At 60.1% G+C, this 16,398-nt stretch carries 17 protein-coding genes and 1 pseudogene; 8 read left to right on the forward strand and 10 right to left on the reverse strand.

Going from position 1 to position 16,398, the window contains the following annotated elements; translation table 11 throughout:
- Window positions 1-285 precede the first annotated feature (285 nt).
- Window positions 286-1,077: a crotonase/enoyl-CoA hydratase family protein gene (locus JFU58_RS25910; protein ID WP_017479951.1), complete on the forward strand. Its 792-nt coding sequence runs from the start codon at window positions 286-288 to the stop codon at window positions 1,075-1,077.
- A gap of 861 nt (window positions 1,078-1,938) precedes the next feature.
- Here the strand turns inward: JFU58_RS25910 and JFU58_RS25915 are convergent.
- On the reverse strand, window positions 1,939-2,694 hold the full coding sequence (locus tag JFU58_RS25915) for a spermidine synthase (protein WP_063032076.1): 756 nt from the start codon (window positions 2,692-2,694) through the stop codon (window positions 1,939-1,941).
- Between the two features lie 118 nt (window positions 2,695-2,812).
- Between JFU58_RS25915 and JFU58_RS25920 the strand changes: the two genes are divergently transcribed.
- Window positions 2,813-4,159, forward strand: a complete 1,347-nt coding sequence (locus tag JFU58_RS25920; protein ID WP_003218681.1) for a class II 3-deoxy-7-phosphoheptulonate synthase — start codon at window positions 2,813-2,815, stop codon at window positions 4,157-4,159.
- Here the strand turns inward: JFU58_RS25920 and JFU58_RS25925 are convergent.
- Together JFU58_RS25925 and JFU58_RS25930 are read right to left on the reverse strand one after the other, a co-directional pair.
- The gene (locus JFU58_RS25925) at window positions 4,139-5,368 is read right to left on the reverse strand and encodes a winged helix-turn-helix domain-containing protein (protein WP_201142702.1); all 1,230 of its coding nucleotides are present in this window, start codon (window positions 5,366-5,368) and stop codon (window positions 4,139-4,141) included. The two genes, JFU58_RS25920 and JFU58_RS25925, sit on opposite strands and share 21 nt — an antisense overlap.
- Window positions 5,369-5,413: 45 nt before the next feature.
- Entirely contained in the window at window positions 5,414-5,620 is a 207-nt protein-coding gene (locus JFU58_RS25930; protein WP_172834525.1) for a DUF1127 domain-containing protein, read from the reverse strand.
- A gap of 70 nt (window positions 5,621-5,690) precedes the next feature.
- On the opposite strand from JFU58_RS25930, the gene JFU58_RS25935 reads away from it, so the two are divergent.
- Window positions 5,691-6,572: a LysR family transcriptional regulator gene (locus JFU58_RS25935; protein ID WP_032882278.1), complete on the forward strand. Its 882-nt coding sequence runs from the start codon at window positions 5,691-5,693 to the stop codon at window positions 6,570-6,572.
- Here the strand turns inward: JFU58_RS25935 and JFU58_RS25940 are convergent.
- Window positions 6,562-7,310, reverse strand: a pseudogene (locus JFU58_RS25940) (sulfite exporter TauE/SafE family protein). The gene JFU58_RS25935 and the pseudogene JFU58_RS25940 sit on opposite strands and share 11 nt — an antisense overlap.
- A 109-nt stretch (window positions 7,311-7,419) precedes the next feature.
- On the opposite strand from JFU58_RS25940, the gene JFU58_RS25945 reads away from it, so the two are divergent.
- The 3 genes from JFU58_RS25945 (at window position 7,420) to JFU58_RS25955 (ending at window position 9,572) form a co-directional block, all read left to right on the forward strand.
- On the forward strand, window positions 7,420-8,370 hold the full coding sequence (locus JFU58_RS25945) for a LysR family transcriptional regulator (RefSeq protein ID WP_093210140.1): 951 nt from the start codon (window positions 7,420-7,422) through the stop codon (window positions 8,368-8,370).
- Between the two features lie 77 nt (window positions 8,371-8,447).
- Window positions 8,448-8,900 carry a MarR family winged helix-turn-helix transcriptional regulator gene (locus JFU58_RS25950; RefSeq protein WP_017477376.1) on the forward strand — a complete coding sequence of 151 codons (453 nt, stop codon included), beginning with the start codon at window positions 8,448-8,450 and terminating at the stop codon, window positions 8,898-8,900.
- A 252-nt stretch (window positions 8,901-9,152) separates the two neighbouring features.
- Window positions 9,153-9,572: an organic hydroperoxide resistance protein gene (locus JFU58_RS25955; protein ID WP_017477375.1), complete on the forward strand. Its 420-nt coding sequence runs from the start codon at window positions 9,153-9,155 to the stop codon at window positions 9,570-9,572.
- A 47-nt stretch (window positions 9,573-9,619) separates the two neighbouring features.
- On the opposite strand, the gene JFU58_RS25960 is transcribed toward JFU58_RS25955, so the two are convergent.
- The 3 genes from JFU58_RS25960 to earP all read right to left on the reverse strand — a co-directional run bounded on the left by JFU58_RS25960 (window position 9,620) and on the right by earP (window position 12,831).
- On the reverse strand, window positions 9,620-10,951 hold the full coding sequence (locus tag JFU58_RS25960; RefSeq protein ID WP_093197129.1) for an IS4 family transposase: 1,332 nt from the start codon (window positions 10,949-10,951) through the stop codon (window positions 9,620-9,622).
- A 124-nt stretch (window positions 10,952-11,075) separates the two neighbouring features.
- Window positions 11,076-11,648, reverse strand: a complete 573-nt coding sequence (locus tag JFU58_RS25965; protein WP_003218698.1) for an elongation factor P — start codon at window positions 11,646-11,648, stop codon at window positions 11,076-11,078.
- 49 nt (window positions 11,649-11,697) lie between these two features.
- Window positions 11,698-12,831 carry an elongation factor P maturation arginine rhamnosyltransferase EarP gene (earP, locus tag JFU58_RS25970; RefSeq protein WP_201142703.1) on the reverse strand — a complete coding sequence of 378 codons (1,134 nt, stop codon included), beginning with the start codon at window positions 12,829-12,831 and terminating at the stop codon, window positions 11,698-11,700.
- A gap of 131 nt (window positions 12,832-12,962) precedes the next feature.
- On the opposite strand from earP, the gene JFU58_RS25975 reads away from it, so the two are divergent.
- Window positions 12,963-13,331 (forward strand): hypothetical protein, encoded by a 369-nt coding sequence (locus tag JFU58_RS25975; protein ID WP_017477373.1) that lies wholly within the window; start codon window positions 12,963-12,965, stop codon window positions 13,329-13,331.
- A 15-nt stretch (window positions 13,332-13,346) separates the two neighbouring features.
- On the forward strand, window positions 13,347-13,829 hold the full coding sequence (locus tag JFU58_RS25980; protein ID WP_093200101.1) for a GreA/GreB family elongation factor: 483 nt from the start codon (window positions 13,347-13,349) through the stop codon (window positions 13,827-13,829).
- Between the two features lie 5 nt (window positions 13,830-13,834).
- Here JFU58_RS25980 and cysB read toward each other — a convergent pair whose 3' ends face one another.
- From cysB to JFU58_RS25995, 3 genes are all read right to left on the reverse strand, one after another.
- A complete protein-coding gene (gene cysB / locus JFU58_RS25985) occupies window positions 13,835-14,809 on the reverse strand; it encodes an HTH-type transcriptional regulator CysB (RefSeq protein ID WP_003218707.1) in 975 nt (324 codons plus the stop codon).
- A 104-nt stretch (window positions 14,810-14,913) separates the two neighbouring features.
- Entirely contained in the window at window positions 14,914-15,414 is a 501-nt protein-coding gene (locus tag JFU58_RS25990) for a universal stress protein (RefSeq protein ID WP_017477371.1), read from the reverse strand.
- A gap of 63 nt (window positions 15,415-15,477) precedes the next feature.
- Window positions 15,478-16,395, reverse strand: coding sequence for a 5'-nucleotidase (locus JFU58_RS25995; protein WP_063032090.1), 918 nt, complete (start codon window positions 16,393-16,395; stop codon window positions 15,478-15,480).
- Between the last annotated feature and the right edge of the window lie 3 nt (window positions 16,396-16,398).

Genomic DNA, 16,398 nt, shown 5'->3' on the forward strand with positions numbered 1-16,398 from the left:
AGTCCGCTATGCGGACGTGCAGCCGAAGCTGACTTCGGGGAATTGCGCTACCTAAACGCGGCCCGGTTAAAGGCCGGCGCGCACTATACCGGAAATCGCTGAAAAAGGGAGCTTTTTTTATCGGAAAACACAGGTGAACGGCTCTGCATCAAAGGCTTTGCGCATTGCGGTGAGCGGGTCTATTTTTCAAAGGCCCGGCCCTGTTGGTCATGACGCTTAAACGCTTCACCTTTCACAGCGGGCCCTTCGGTCCGAAACCTCCCTTTGCGCCCGAGGGCACACCCCATGAACCAAGCCAGCAGCAGCCGCGTCAGCCGTGAACAGCAGGGTCATATCCTGTTGTTGGGTCTGGATCGCGTGGCCAAGCGCAATGCGTTCGACCTGGAATTGCTCAATGAGCTGAGCCTTGCGTATGGCGAATTTGATCGCAACGAGGAGGCGCGGGTGGCCATTGTCTTCGGGCATGGCGATCATTTTACCGCTGGGTTGGACTTGGCGAATGTGGGGCCGACGATGGCACAAGGCTGGCAACCGCCTCTGGGTGGCTGTGATCCGTGGGGAGTTTTCGCGGGGCCCCGGGTCAGTAAGCCGGTGATTGTTGCGGCTCAGGGGTACTGCCTGACCATTGGTATCGAGTTGATGCTGGCGGCGGATATCAACCTGTGTGCCAGCAATACCCGCTTTGCGCAGATGGAGGTACAGCGTGGGATCTTTCCTTTTGGAGGAGCGACGTTACGTTTTCATCAGATCGCGGGGTGGGGGAATGCCATGCGCTGGTTGCTCACCGGGGATGAGTTTGATGCTCATGAAGCGCTGCGGTTGGGGTTGGTACAGGAGGTGATGGCCAGCGAGGATTTGTTGCCCCGGGCGGTGGTGCTGGCGAATCGCATTGCACAGCAGGCACCGCTGGGGGTGCAGGCCACGCTGATGTCGGCGCGCCAGGCACGAATCGAGGGGGAGACCGCGGCGGCGGCCGGGTTGCCCGTTTTGGTGGAGAAACTGCTGAACAGTGAGGATGCCAAGGAAGGTGTACGGGCGATGGTCGAGAAGCGGCCTGGGGTTTTTAAAGGCTGTTGATTGTAGAGGGGGCTTGGGGCGGGGTACATATCCGTTATTTAGGTAACGGCCACTATTGGTTCCGCTCTTACAGCGGCTCACTTTTGAAGAGCGCAAAAGTAAGCAAAACGCTCTTGCCCCACCACTCGGCACCTCGCCTAGGCTCGGTGTGCCCTCACTCCGGCTTTGGACCGTGGGCCGCCGTCATGGGCCATCCCTGGCCCAGGACGGCTAACCCGGCGTCCTGCCGGGTTACCCACGCTCCAAAGCCTGCGTTCGGCCAGCGTGGTTTAACGGGGCGCCTAAGATCAAGATCAAAAGCAAGAGCACAGCGGCCTACCGGCCGGCTTGAGTGTTGAAGAGCAAAATCAAAAGCTAAAGCGGGCACGGTCAAATGTGGGAGCTGGCTTGCCTGCGATGGCATCGCCTCGGTGTATCTGAAAAACCGAGTTGTCTGCATCGCAGGCAAGCCAGCTCCCACAGAAAAGCAGATCTGTTTTCGCTCTGGTCTTTGCTTTTGCTCTTAACACTCAAGCCGGCCGGTAGGCCGCTGTGCTCTTGCTCTTGCTCTTGCTCTTGCTCTTGCTCTTGCTTTTGATTTTGATCTGCGGGCCCCGTTAACCACGATGGCCGCAAGTAGGCACGGTGGAGCGGGTAAATCGGCAGGGATGCCGATTTAGCCGCGCCGGGCCATGGATGGCCCGTCGCGGCGGCCCGCGGAATCGGGCCGGAGTGCGGGCATGCCGAGCCTAGGCGAGGCACCGAGTGGTGGGGCAAAGACCTTTTGGTTACTTTTGGGGCGTTTGCCAAAAGTGACCCGCTGTAAGAGCGGAACCCTAAGCAGCCGTTACCGCAGCAACGGATATGTACACAATCAAAACCCTACGTAGCCGGCCGAATCGCCTTAATCAGCGACTGCAACGAATACCCCAACCGCGACGCCAACCCCTCAGCCCGCGCAGACACCGCAGCCAGATCAAGCTCCTGATCCAGGTCCGCCGGCACCAAAAGAATCACATTCCCCTCCTTCACCGGCAGCTCCCAATAATGCCGGTGATACAACCCACGCAACAACGCCGCGCCCAACGGCTTGCCGTCATCGGTAGCCCACTGATTAATCACCAACCACCCACCAGGATTCAACTTCTTCTGGCAATTCTCCAGAAACGTCCAGGCCAGGTGCCCCACCCCGGGACCAACATCCGTATACAGGTCGACAAAAATCAGGTCCGCCGACTCAGCGGAAGGCAGCAATTCCAAAGCATCCCCAACCCGGATATACAGCCGAGGATCATCATCCAACCCCAAGTACTCAATGGCCAGGCGCGGCACATCAGGCCGCAACTCAATGGCCTCAACATCTTCCAAAGGCAAAAACTTCAGGCACGCCTGAGTCAATGTCCCGGCGCCCAAGCCCAGGAACAACGCACTCTCCGGCTGCTCATGGCACAACGCCCCAATCAGCATCGCCCGGGTATAGTCATACTCGAGCCAACTCGGGTCAGCGGTAAACACGCAACTCTGCTCAATGGCATCGCCAAACTCGAGAAAGCGGTAATCGGCCACTTCCAGCACGCGGATCATGCCGAAGTCATCATGGACCTCGGCCAGCAGGCGCTCGACGCGCTCCTCAGACATTGCAACTCCTAACGGCGTGCCAACGGGAAAGGCGGGATTGTCGGCGAACCGGCGGCAGCAGGTCACGTACTAATTGCTGATAACATGACCGCCCGACCGCAAATCACTCGAGTTCATGATGAGCCAACCCTGGAGCCCCGACAGCTGGCGCGCCCTGCCGATCCAGCAACAACCCCAGTACCCTGACGCTGCGCACTTGTCGCAGGTCGAGCAGAACCTGGCGAGTTATCCGCCGCTGGTGTTTGCCGGTGAGGCCCGTGAATTGCGCCGTCAGTTTGCCGAGGTAACCCAGGGTCGCGCTTTCCTGTTGCAAGGTGGCGATTGCGCCGAGAGTTTTGCCGAGTTTTCGGCGGCGAAGATTCGCGACACCTTCAAGGTGCTGCTGCAGATGGCGATTGTGATGACCTTCGCCGCCGGTTGCCCGGTGGTCAAGGTCGGGCGCATGGCTGGCCAGTTCGCCAAGCCGCGTTCTTCCAACGATGAAACCATCGACGGCATCACCCTGCCCGCCTACCGTGGCGATATCGTCAACGGCATCGGTTTCGACGAAAAAAGCCGCGTGCCAGACCCGGACCGCCTGCTGCAGTCCTACCACCAGTCCACCGCCACCCTGAACCTGCTACGGGCGTTTGCTCAGGGCGGCTTTGCCGACCTGCACCAGGTGCACAAGTGGAATCTGGACTTCATCGCCAACTCGGCCCTGGCCGAGAAGTACAGTCAACTGGCCGACCGTATCGATGAAACCCTGGCGTTCATGCGCGCCTGTGGCATGGACAGCTCGCCGCAACTGCGGGAAACCAGTTTCTTCACCGCCCACGAGGCGTTGCTGCTCAACTACGAACAAGCCTTCGTGCGCCGCGACAGCCTGACCAACGACTATTACGACTGCTCAGCACACATGCTGTGGATCGGTGACCGCACCCGCCAACTGGACGGTGCCCACGTCGAATTCCTGCGCGGGGTGAACAACCCGATCGGGGTCAAGGTCGGCCCGAGCATGAATCCCGATGACCTGATCCGCCTGATCGACATCCTCAATCCGGATAACGACCCAGGCCGCCTGAACCTGATTGCGCGCATGGGGGCGAACAAGGTCGGCGACCATCTGCCGAACCTGATCCGCGCGGTGCAACGTGAAGGCAAGCAGGTGCTATGGAGTTCCGACCCGATGCACGGCAACACCATCAAGGCCAGCAGCGGCTACAAGACCCGGGACTTCGCGCAGATCCTCAGTGAGGTGAAGGAGTTCTTCCAGGTGCATGAAGCCGAAGGCACGTATGCCGGCGGGATTCATATCGAGATGACCGGCCAGAATGTCACCGAGTGCATCGGCGGCGCGCGGCCGATTACCGAAGACGGGCTGTCGGACCGCTATCACACCCACTGCGACCCACGGATGAATGCCGATCAGTCGCTGGAATTGGCGTTCCTGATCGCCGAGACGCTAAAACAGGTCAAGCGCTAAGAGCGCCACCCGCAACCGTGCCGCACTGGCCCGCTGGCAATTGAGCTGGATCTGCTCAAGCCCGAGCCAGTCGGCCATCTGCCGCAGATTCAGGGCCAGCGCCTGCATCCCCTCCTCGTCCAGCCCCGGCTCTTCCTCGTGAACGGCATGCACCGCCAAGCGTCCGGCCGCCCGCTCCGCCCGTAGATCCACGCGCGCGGCGATTCGCTCGTTGTGCAGGAACGGCAACACGTAATAGCCGTACACCCGCTTGTCCTGAGGCGTGTAGATCTCCAGCCGATAGCGGAAATCGAACAAACGCTCGGTACGGCTGCGCTCCCAGATCAGCGAATCAAAAGGCGATAACAGCGCGCTGGCGGGCACCTTGCGCGGGACTTTTGGCTCGGGCAGGCAATAAGCCGGCTGTTTCCAGCCCTGGACCTCACACGTGATCAATTGCCCGTCTTCGACCAGTTCCGCCAGGCGCCCACGGCTGTCGGCCGGGTCGAGGCGGAAGTAGTCCCGCAGGTCTTTTTCGGTGCCCACACCCAATGCCGTGGCGCTATGCAGCAGTAAGCCGCGCTGCGCTTCGGCCTCGTCCAACGGGGCTTGCCGGAGAACGTCGGCCGGAATCACGCGCTCCGGCAGGTCATACAGCCGCTCAAAACCGCGACGCCCGGCGACGGTCACCTGGCCGGCGGCAAACAGCCATTCCAACGCGTGCTTTTCATCGCTCCAGTCCCACCAGGGGCCGGCGCGCTCCTCGCGGGTCGACAAACTGCCCGCACCCAGGGCGCCTTGTTGTTCGACGATGCCCAGCACCCGGGCGATGGTGGCCTGCTGCTCGCGACCAAAACGCGCCATTTGCTGATAAATCCCTTGCCCCCGGGCCGCCCGCTCCATGCGCCAGCGCATCAATGGGTACAGCGCCATGGGTAACAGCGAAGCCTCATGCCCCCAATACTCGAACAGCGAACGCCGCCGCCCCGAACTCCAGGCGGCCTGTTCAAGAATCAACGGAGAATAGTTACCCAGCCGGGAAAACAGCGGCAGGTAGTGCGAGCGCACCACCGCATTCACCGAGTCAATCTGCAATACACCCAAACGCTCAACCAGGCGGTTGACCTGTGCGGGCTTGATCGACGCCGGCGGCTGGCGCCCGGAAAAGCCTTGGGCAGCCAGCGCCAGGCGCCGCGCCTGCTTGAGGGAAAAGGATAACTCTGCGGGCATGTGACTCTCCTTGTGTGCTCGCGAACCACCCTACTGCATCCCGCGTCATTTTCGCAGCGGATCTTCCCAAAAGTGCCGGCGGCTTTCCTGCTCGACATCGCCACGGTTGAGCCCGATGTCCTTGAGCGCCTCATCGCTCATGCTCATCAACAGTTGGCGTTCACGGTGCACGGCCAGCCATCGGGAACCCAGTTGGAGCAGCCCGGAAAACGGCCGCTTCGCCATCAGCACAAAACCTCTTTGACCTTTCATCATCTCGCCCTCCAGTGGGGATGACTGAAGTCTGTGCCTGGCGCTATGATCAATCCAACGAATGTTTCTTATGCAATACATCTCGGAGATTGATCGATTGTCCAGCTACCCGAGTATCGACACTGAAGTGCTGCGCACCTTCGTCGCCATCGCTGATCAGGGTGGTTTCACCCGCGCTGGCGAGCAGGTCAACCGCACGCAGTCGGCGGTGAGCATGCAGATGAAACGCCTGGAAGAAGACGTGTTGCAGCGCAAGTTGTTCGAGCGCGATGGCCGTCAGGTGCGGCTGACGCCCGAAGGCCAGGTGCTGCTGGGCTATGCCCGCAGGATCCTGAAGCTGCACAGCGAGGTGTTCAACACCCTGCGTGAGCCGCACATGGTCGGGCTGGTGCGCATCGGCACCCCGGACGATTATGTGATGCGCTACTTGCCGGGGATTCTCAAGCGCTTCTCCAAGGCTTACCCGCTGATCCAGATTGAAATGCACTGCGAATCGTCGCCGGTGCTGATGCAGCGCCGGGATCTGGACTTGACGGTTATCAGCCGCGAACCGGGGAATGAAATCGGCGAACTGCTGCGCCATGAACGCATGGTCTGGGTAGCGGCACCTTGCTTCTGCATGGATGAGCACAGCGCCCTGCCCTTGGCGATTTCCGGCCTCGACAGCTTTTGCACACAATGGGCACGCGCTGCACTGGACGCCCAAGGCCAGGAATATCGACTGGCGTATCACAGCTCTAACGGTGCCGCGATCCTGGCGGTGGTGGGAGCAGGCCTGGCAGTCACGATCAACATGGAAAGCCTGGTGACCGAAGACCTGCGCATATTGGGCGCGGCGGATGGTTTTCCGCCGTTGCCTTCGGTCAATCTGCGGCTGTTGCGCAACCCACGCACCACTTCACCGATCACCGAATGCCTCGCCGAATACATCCTCGAAGGCTTCAAACTTTAAAGGTCAGCATCACCGCGCAAACCGCCAGGAACCCGCAGAACAGCCCGCGCAACATACGCTCTGGCATGGCGTGGGCAACTTTCACCCCCAACTGATGCTGAGCAGGCCGCCGACGGCCAGGGGCACGCCGATCAGCCAATCCACTTCATGGTGCCAGGCGTAGGTCACCAGGGTCACGCTGGTGCTCGGCAAGGCCAGGGCCAGCGACAGCCCCTGGGCGACCACCTGGCTGGTGCCGAAGATGCTGGTCAGCACCGGCGTGGCCACCACCGCGCCGCCCACACCGAATAAGCCGCCCATGGAGCCCGACGCCGCCCCCAGCACCCCCAGCCACGGCCAGGAGTAGCGCATCTGCGCCGAAGGCGGTGCATTGTGGGTAAACATTCGCAGCAGGTTGTAGGACGCCAATGCCAGCAAAAAGACGATAAAGCCCACGCGCATCACGTCTGCATCGATCCCCACCGCCCAGATCGAGCCCAGCCAGGCGAAGGAAAACCCCATCACGCCCAGCGGTAATGCGTGGCGCAGTTCAATCCGGTTGCGTTGGTGATAACGCCACAACGCGAGCATCACGTTCGGCACCACCATCACCAGAGCTGTCCCTTGGGCAATCTGTTGGTCCAGGCCAAAAAACACACCCAACACTGGAATCGCAATTAACCCACCACCAATGCCGAACAAGCCGCCGACAGTGCCCAACGCGACACCCAGTGCCAAATACAACGCTAAATCTGCCACCACTTCGCCCCCGCCTATTCCCAGGCTTTGCATGCTACGCAGTCCGCTCTGGCGCGGAAACGCACAGCAACGCACAATGGCTGTGCCGACTTCGCATAAGCAGACGCTGATGAACCCCAATACCCTGACCGATCAACTCAGTCTGTTTCTCGACGTGCTGGAAGCCGGAAGCTTTTCTGCGGCCGCGCGCCGACACCCGCTCACGCCCTCGGCAGTAGCGCGGCGCATCGACAGCCTGGAAAGCTCGGTGGGCAGCCGGCTGTTTCAACGCAGCACCCATGCCGTGGTGCCGACGCCCGCCGGCCTGGCGTTTGCCGAGCGCGCCCGCCGGATTGTCAGCGAGTTGCAACTGGCGCGGGCCGAAGCGGTGTCGCTGAGCCATGCGCCTGAAGGGTTGATCCGCGTGGACGCCCCGGCTGCCTTCGGGCGGCGCCACTTGGCGCCTGCCATTGGTGACTTTCTTAACGTGTACCCGGGCCTCGACGTACATCTGCATCTGATCGACAGCTTTGTCGACATGCAGGGCGAGCATTTGGGCAAAGTCGACCTGGTGCTGCGGGCCGGGCATATCGTCGACACCCGGCTGATCGCCACGCCCCTGGCCAGCATCGTGCGCATCGCCTGCGCCAGCCCGGCCTACCTCAAAAGCCGTGGCACACCGACTCATCCCAGCCAGTTGAACGAACACGACGGCCTGGACTGGGAAGGCCTGGCACCGATGTTCGCCTGGCGATTTGAACTGGACGGCCGCAAGACCACCTACCGCCCGCAACGCATTCGCATGAGCGCCAACAACGCCGAAGCCCTGCTCTCCGGGGCGCTGGCCGGACTTGGCGTTGCCCACCTCCCTACCTGGCTCGCCAGTGAATACCTGGTGCGCGGCGAACTGGTGCCGCTGTTCTGCGAGAACGGCTTGCCGACGCCTGAAACCGCCGGCATCTATGCCCTGCGCCTGGAGCAACACGCCAACGCCCGCAGCCGGTTATTGCTGGAATACCTCAAGGCGCGCTTCAGCCCCGTACCGCCGTGGGATCTTGCGTTGCAAAGCGCCTTTGGCTGACCGAGCGAACAGAATTGTCTGGCGCGTTAAACATTTGCCCGCTAGATTCGAAGCCAGATACGTTTTAAGGCACCGCCATGACCAAGCCCCTCGATACCTGCGAATCCTTGTTGCTCGACAACCAACTGTGTTTTGCCCTGCATTCCACCTCGTTGTTGATGACCAAGGTCTACAAACCCCTGCTGCAAGCCCTCGGCCTCACCTACCCGCAGTACCTGGCGATGATGGTGCTGTGGGAAGAGGATGGATTGACCGTAGGCGAAATCAGCAATCGCCTGCTGACGGATCCCGGCTCCCTGACCCCGCTGCTCAAGCGCCTGGAAGCCGAAGGCCTGCTCAGCCGGACCCGCAGCCGTGAAGACGAGCGTGTGGTGGTGGTTGAGTTGACCGATGCCGGGCGTGCCCTGCGGGACAAGGCGATGGATATTCCGCAGTGCATTCTGGGCGCCAGCGGGATGGACATCGAACAACTGCGCAAGCTTCAGGGGGATTTACTCGCGCTGCGGAAAAACCTGCAAGTCTCCCTCTAAAGGCACCACGCATCAAAAATGTGGGAGCGGGCTTGCTCGCGAATGCGGTGTGACAGTCACTAGATGCATTGACTGATCCACTGCATTCGCGAGCAAGCCCGCTCCCACATTTGTTTGTGCAGAGCCTCGCCATCAAGGCAGGCAAAATATTTTCAAAATATATATTGCGCGCCAACTATTTGCGCGATACATTCACCTCGCCACTTACTTAGCGCACAAACAATTAGCGCAAATACAAACGAGGAAATCACCATGCAAACTCTCTATACCGCAGTAGCCACCGCCACCGGCGGCCGTGATGGTCGCGCTGTTTCCAACGACAATATCCTCGACGTAAAACTCTCCACGCCAAAAGAGCTGGGCGGCGCGGGTGGCCAGGCCACCAACCCGGAACAACTGTTCGCCGCCGGTTATTCCGCCTGCTTTATCGGCGCCCTGAAATTCGTCGCCAGCCAGACCAAACGCAAGATCCCGGATGACGCTTCGATCACTGCCCATGTCGGCATCGGTCAAATCCCCGGCGGTTTCGGCCTGGACATCGACCTGCACGTCAGCCTGCCCGGCCTGGCCCAGGACGAAGCACAAAGCCTGGTCGACGCGGCCCACCAGGTCTGCCCGTACTCCAACGCCACCCGTGGCAACGTCGATGTGCGCCTGCACGTGACCGTTTGATCCAAACCGCGCCCACAAAAAAGCCCGACTCATGGTCGTAATGCTGTTCACTTAAGCGGAGCAGCCTTACGGTCTACTGGAAATCGGGTTTTTGAGATCTTCACCGTCCTTGGCCTCGAAGGCCTTGGACGGTGATCCAGAAACAATCCTCCGATACCTGCCCTTAACTCTGCCAATCGTCTCCCTGTCGCTGAGATCGGGTTGGCCGCAGCCATCACAATCAATTGCACCGCGATGTACTGACAAGCCGGTTTGAAACGGATGTCCGAGGGCGCTCGGCCAAACGCCACCGCTGCCTGACTGGCTTCCCGACGAATTACGTTGTAAGCCAGCAAAAGTCCCCACACCTCCTGATAAATCAGCTCGACTTTTTTGCTGCGCAAGGTCATAGCGTTCTGTTGCATCGAACTCTTGATGTCCCTGAAGCCCAGCTCGATCTCCCAGCGTTCCTGATAAAGCTTGGCAACGGCCTTGGTGTTGTAGGTCTCGGCCGGCAAGGACGTCATGACGGTCTTCACTTTGCCTTGTATTTCATAGCTGACTTCACGTACCTCCCAGTGCGATGGAAGGACCGGATTTCGCTTTCTGGCCTGCGGTGAGACTTTCATGCGCACCAAACGGTCATGCACGCTGTAACGGGCCACTTCCTCACAGACCAGTCCTTTTTTTGCCGGGATCAACCAATGACGGTGGGTGCCCGAACGGCTCAAACTCGACAGTAGCTCGGCGCCCCAGAACCCTTTGTCGAACAGCGTCACTGAGTGGTCGGGAATCTGCTGCAAAAACTCGTCGGCCAAGCGCATTTCACTGCGTCGGTAAGGGCTCAATTGAGCATCCAGGATCACATGCGAACGCACATTCATCAGCGCCACCAGGCGCAGCATGGGAAACGGTGTCTGGCGCTCACTCGGGGTGTTTCCCGATCCAAAGTGATCTCGCAGCTCGGGCGTATCCGGAGTGCGTAAAAGTGCACCGTCCACCGCGAATACCTGCAGGTCGTGCCAGGCATCATCGTCGTAGCGCTCCGCCCCCCATTGAGTACCGGTCTTGCGAAACAGCCACTCAACAGGATCGGCACCGAGCCGCTTTCGCGCCTCGGTCACACCGCTGCGGGCCAACAAGTGGTCAGAAGCCAGGCCTTGGGCGCAGATGTTCAAACGTCTGGCCACTTCGTGAACCGGCTCATCTCGAAATAGCGCCATCCCCAGTACCAACCAAAGCACTTGATCAGCGGGCAGGCGACGCCGGCGAATGGTGGCCTGACTGGAAAGATCCAGCGCAGACGCTACCCACTCAATGGGAATATTTTGGGTAAAGGTGCTCAGGTCGCAGAAGTTGAAAAGGTCGCCGAGGTCAAGCAGGTCCTGTTGAACAGACATAAAAAATCCGATGCCAGAGGTCTGGTATCGGATTTTCTAGGAAGCCCGGCGTGGGCTCAAATGCTTAAGTGAACAGCATTAGACTCATGGTCGGGCTTTTTTTGTCGTACCGGTGGCGCAAGAATTACTTCTTGGCGCGACCTTTGTACGAACCACCTTCACGGGTGTCGATCTCGATCAGGTCGTCGATTTCGATGAAATCGGCCACTTGCAGTTCGGTACCGTTAGCCAGTTTGGCAGGCTTCATCACCTTGCCCGAAGTGTCGCCGCGAGCGGAACCTTCGGTGTAGGCAACCTTACGCACGATAGTGGTCGGCAGCTCTACGGAAACCAGACGGTCTTCGAAGAAGATAGCTTCGCAGACGTCTTCCATGCCTTCTTCCACGAATGGCAGAACGGCTTCGATGTCTTCAGCGTTCAGCTCGTACATGGTGTAGTCGGTGGTGTCCATGAACGTGTAGGTGTCGCCGCTGATGAAGGACAGGGTCGCTTCTTTGCGGTCGAGGATCACGTCGTCCAGTTTGTCATCGGCGCTGTAGACGATCTCGGTCTTGTAACCGGTCAGCAGGTTCTTCAGCTTGGTCTTCATGATTGCGCTGTTACGACCAGACTTGGTGAACTCAGCTTTCTGAACCAGCCAAGGGTCGTTTTCGAGACGGATCACTGTACCGGGTTTCAGTTCTTTACCAGTTTTCATTGCGAATATCCGAAATTTGGATGGGATTTACAAAAATCAAGGTCGCGTATCATATCCAATTTACATAAAACTGTACCAGCGCCGTCGCAAGATCGGTCCGCGAGCCTTGTTCCAGAGCCCATTTCTCGGCATTCGCGGTCACTTCCGGCCAGTGTTCCAGCAGCATTTTCCAGCTATGTGCCATATTGCCATCAGCGTTCCAGGCTTGCCAAAGGCTGACCAACGCGGTTTTCGCGGCCGGTGACAAGCCTTCGGTATACAGCTCGAGAAAGGCGTCCAGCTTGTCCAGGTGAATGTCTTCGTCCTGGCGATAGATATGCCACAGCAACGGCCGCCCGGCCCATTGCGCCCGCACAAACGAGTCTTCGCCGCGCACGGCGTTGAAGTCGCAGCACCACAACAGGCGGTCGTATTGCTCCTGGCGCACGAACGGCAGCACTTGCACGGTCAACCCGTCGCGCCGGTGCACGTCGCCTGTTTTCAATGACTCGACACCCAGCCAGCGCTGCACGTCACCGAGGATCCGCCCTTCCGGCACCAGCAGATGAGTGGCGCGCCCATCGGCGGCCAGCACGTCGAGCCAACTGGCCAGCCCGGTGTTTTCATAGGCGAACAACGACATCAGTCGCGCGCCGGCGGCCGGGAAAACCCCAAGCGCCTGCAGAAACTGCTGCCGGGCGGCGGCATTTCGCTGGAAGGCATCGCGTTGCTCCAGCAGCCCCGCCTCACGCAGTAAACCTCCGGTGCCGGGACGGAATCCGGGAAAGAAGAAGTACTTTTGCACGCCTTTGAATTTCACCGACGGCAAACCGTGGCAACCCACGACCCAATCCTCGGCGCTCAGGTAATCCAGGTTCATCCACAGCGGCGTGCGGTCGCGCGCGGCCATCGCTTCCATATAGTCAGGCGGCAATTGACAGGCGAACGCGGCGATCACCACGTCTGCCGCGTCGGTCGCCGGCCAGTCGGAGGGCCAGTAGCGCACGTCAACGCCCTCTTGCCACTGCTGGTGCACCTGCACATCAATCTCGGGGCACATGCGTTCGAACGCCCGCAGGTCATCGACCCACAGGCGCACCCCACAACCGTGTTCCGCCACCAATTGCCGGGCCAGGCGCCAGGTCACGCCGATGTCGCCGTAGTTGTCGACGACGCTGCAAAAAATATCCCAGCGGGCTTTCATTCCGGGCTCCAACGCTCAAAGGCTCGATTGTCCGTATAAATGCCTCGATTGCGAAGGGTTGATCGCGATTATTCTGCGCGCGGCTGTGGGACAATCGGCGCCATGCCGCACGTGCCTGCCAGGAGGCCACCATGTCTGATCGTTCGTTCTCGCTGTTCAAACTCAGTATCGCCGTGGCCTTCGGCCTGTGGCTGGGGTTTATCGCCATTGTGCTGAGCCTGTGGCTGGCGTCCCGCTACCTGCCTGAGCAAACCGTAGCGCCGGTGGCCCGAGTGGTGCAGCAACTGGGCAAGCCGGAGGTGGTTGCACCGGAGCCGCCTAACCGGATGTTCGAGCAGTACCAGGAGAACCTGCGCAAGCAGGAGCAACAGCAGACCCTGGACCAGGCCCGCAACAACCCGCGCAACCTGTCCAACCCCAAATGCCAGTTCTGGCTGCAACAGGACCAGAACGCCCCCAACGACAAGAGCCGGGCCAACGTCCTGCAATTTTGCGATTGATCACGAAAGCCACCCATGAATAAGCACGCCGTTCACCAACTGGTCCTGGATAAGCTCGCGGTCGATCTTGATATCGCCCAGCGCGCGGCACAAACCGCGTACGAAACCGCGACTCATGAAGAAAACATCGCCGAGAACAAGTACGACACCCTGGGGCTGGAAGCGTCCTACCTGGCCGCCGGCCAGGCCCGGCGCGTCGAGGAGATCAAGCAGGCGCTGACGCTCTGCCAGAACATGCAACTGCGTGCCTACGATGACCAGCGCGGGATCGAAGTGGGCGCATTGCTGGGGCTGGTGGATGAAAACGATCGCCAGCAGTGGCTATTCTTGGCGCCGGACGGCGCAGGCTTGAAGGTCGATGTGGTGGGACAACCGGTGACCGTCATCACCCCACGCTCGCCCCTGGGCAAAAGCCTGGTGGGCAAGTTCGAAGGGGATGAGGTGGAGATTCTGGTGGGGGGCGCTCGGCAACAGTTTGCTGTTACCGAGGTCAAGTAAGACGATCAGTGAACCGGTAGTTCAACGCCGTCGAACAGCTCTTCCAGTTCCTGCTTGTTGTGGCACTGGATGGCCTTGGCCATCACTTCGCGCGTCAGGTGCGGCGCGAATTTCTCGATGAAGTCGCACATGAAACCCCGCAGGAAGGTGCCGCGGCGGAAACCGATCTTGGTCACGCTGGACTCGAACAGTTCGCTGGCATCGAGCACCACCAGGTCGTTGTCGAGCTTGGTGTCGACCGCCATCTTGGCGACGATACCGACACCCAGGCCCAGGCGTACATAAGTCTTGATGACGTCGGCGTCGGCTGCGGTGAACACCACTTTCGGCGTCAGGCCACGATGGCTGAAGGCTTCGTCGAGTTTCGAACGGCCGGTGAAACCGAACACGTAAGTCACGATCGGGTATTCAGCCAGGGCTTCCAGGGTCAGCTTCGGCAGCTTGGCCAATGGGTGACCTTGAGGCACTACCACACAGCGGTTCCAGCGGTAGCACGGCATCATCACCAGGTCGCCGAACAATTCCAGCGCTTCGGTGGCAATCGCGAAATCGACGGTGCCGTCGGCGGCCATCTCGGCGATCTGCATCGGCGAACCCTGGTGCATGTGCAAGGCCACGTCCGGGTACTGCTTGATAAAGCTGCTGATCACCGGCGGCAGCGCATAACGTGCCTGGGTGTGGGTGGTGGCGATCGACAGGGTGCCTTTCTTCTCGTTGGAGAATTCCTGGGCGATCTGCTTGATGCTTTCGACCTTGCGCAGGATCTCGCCGGCGGTGGTGATGATGCGCTCACCGGCCGGGGTGACGCGGGTCAGGTGCTTGCCGCTGCGTGCGAACACTTCAACGCCCAACTCATCTTCGAGCAGGCGGATCTGCTTGCTGATACCGGGTTGCGAGGTGTAAAGGCTTTGAGCAGTAGCGGAAACGTTGAGGTCGTGGTGCGCCACTTCCCAGATGTAGCGCAGTTGTTGAAGCTTCATATGTGTCCCTCAAAGCGGATAGACGCCACGGGTATCAGCGACGGTATATAACTATATTAAAGGTTGGACTGATAAATCTAGAACTTTTTATCGTTTTCTACCAATCACACGTCATCACTGCGGCGGCGCTGTAAAAGTGGCACCAGGTACACCGGCACCTGAGACAGCTGCAGCACCCGAGCAGCGGTTCTTCCCAGGGGCGTCGCCACACCGACCGCCTGGCTGTGACTACCTACGATCAGCAAATCCACAGAGAGTTTCTGCGACTGGTCGAGAATCACTTCACAGGGGTCGCCCTGGATCACCCGCACCGAACGGATCAACTTGAGGTCCTGCTCCCCTTCCCCCAGTTCCTCGCGAAAACTGTCGAGCACCCGCTGCTCGATGGTCGCCATCACTGTCGTCAGGCCCTGGCTTTGCCATTCACTCAAGGCCTTCTCATCAAGGTAGCTCTGTAACACGGATTCGGCGAACAGCCCGATGGGCTCGACCACGTGAATCACATACAGATCGGCCTTGAACGTTCGCGCCAGCGCCAGGGCATGTTGCATCACATAAGGTGCATATAGACCGAGGTCAGTGGCGTACAGCATCGAACGAATCATAGAACCTCCTGGGTAGCCAGGATGGCGGGGATTGATTCAGCTTAGCAGCGCCTTTGGCAGTGCTCAGCCCTCGGTCTGAATTTTCAACTCGTTACTGATGCCGTGGGGGACGTGCCCGGTGGCCACGAACTCCCGGGCCTTCTCGCAATGCCCTTCCTGGTCATCGAAAAACACATCGGCGGCAAAAGCCTCGAGGAACGCCGACTTCTCCAGGCCACCGAGAAACAGCGACTCGTCGAGACGGATATCCCATTCCCGCAGCGTGCGAATCACCCGCTCGTGGGACGGCGCCGAACGCGCAGTGACCAGTGCAGTACGGATCGGGCAGGACTCGTCCGGGAACTCACGTTGCAACAAGTTGAGCGCCGCCAGGAAGCCCTTGAACGGTCCGCCGCGCAATGGCTCGCGGGCCGACTCCCGCTCGCTGGCCTGGAAGGCTTCAAGACCTCCCGACTGATAGACGCGCTCGGACTCATCAGAAAACAGCACCGCGTCGCCGTCAAAGGCAATCCGCAACTCGGCGCTGGAGGCCCGACGTGCGCCGCCCGAGAGGATGGTCGCTGCGGCAAACCCGGCATCCAGGGCGCTGCGCACATCCTCGGCATGGGTGGACAGAAACAGGTGGCAACCAAACGCCGCCAGATAAGGATAAGGACTGCGCCCGCCGACAAACGCGGCGCGGGAGATGTCCAAGCCGTAATGCTGGATCGAATTGAACACGCGCAGGCCGGTGTCTGCACTGTTGCGCGACACCAGCACCACCTCGACCCGGGCACGGCCGAGGCTGGCGTTGAGGCTCAGGAGTTTCTTCACCAGCGGGAAGGCGTCGCCGGGCTCGAGGATTTCATCCTCGTGGTCGATCTGGTACTTGCGATAGGTCTCGACCCCTTGGGCCAGGTAGACCTTGTGGCTTTCGCTCAGGTCGAACAGCGCCCGCGAGGAAATCGCCAGCACCAGTTTGTCGCCCAATCCCTTTGCCATGGT

This window comes from Pseudomonas sp. TH34 (genome assembly GCF_016650865.1).
Taxonomy (GTDB): domain Bacteria; phylum Pseudomonadota; class Gammaproteobacteria; order Pseudomonadales; family Pseudomonadaceae; genus Aquipseudomonas; species Aquipseudomonas yamanorum.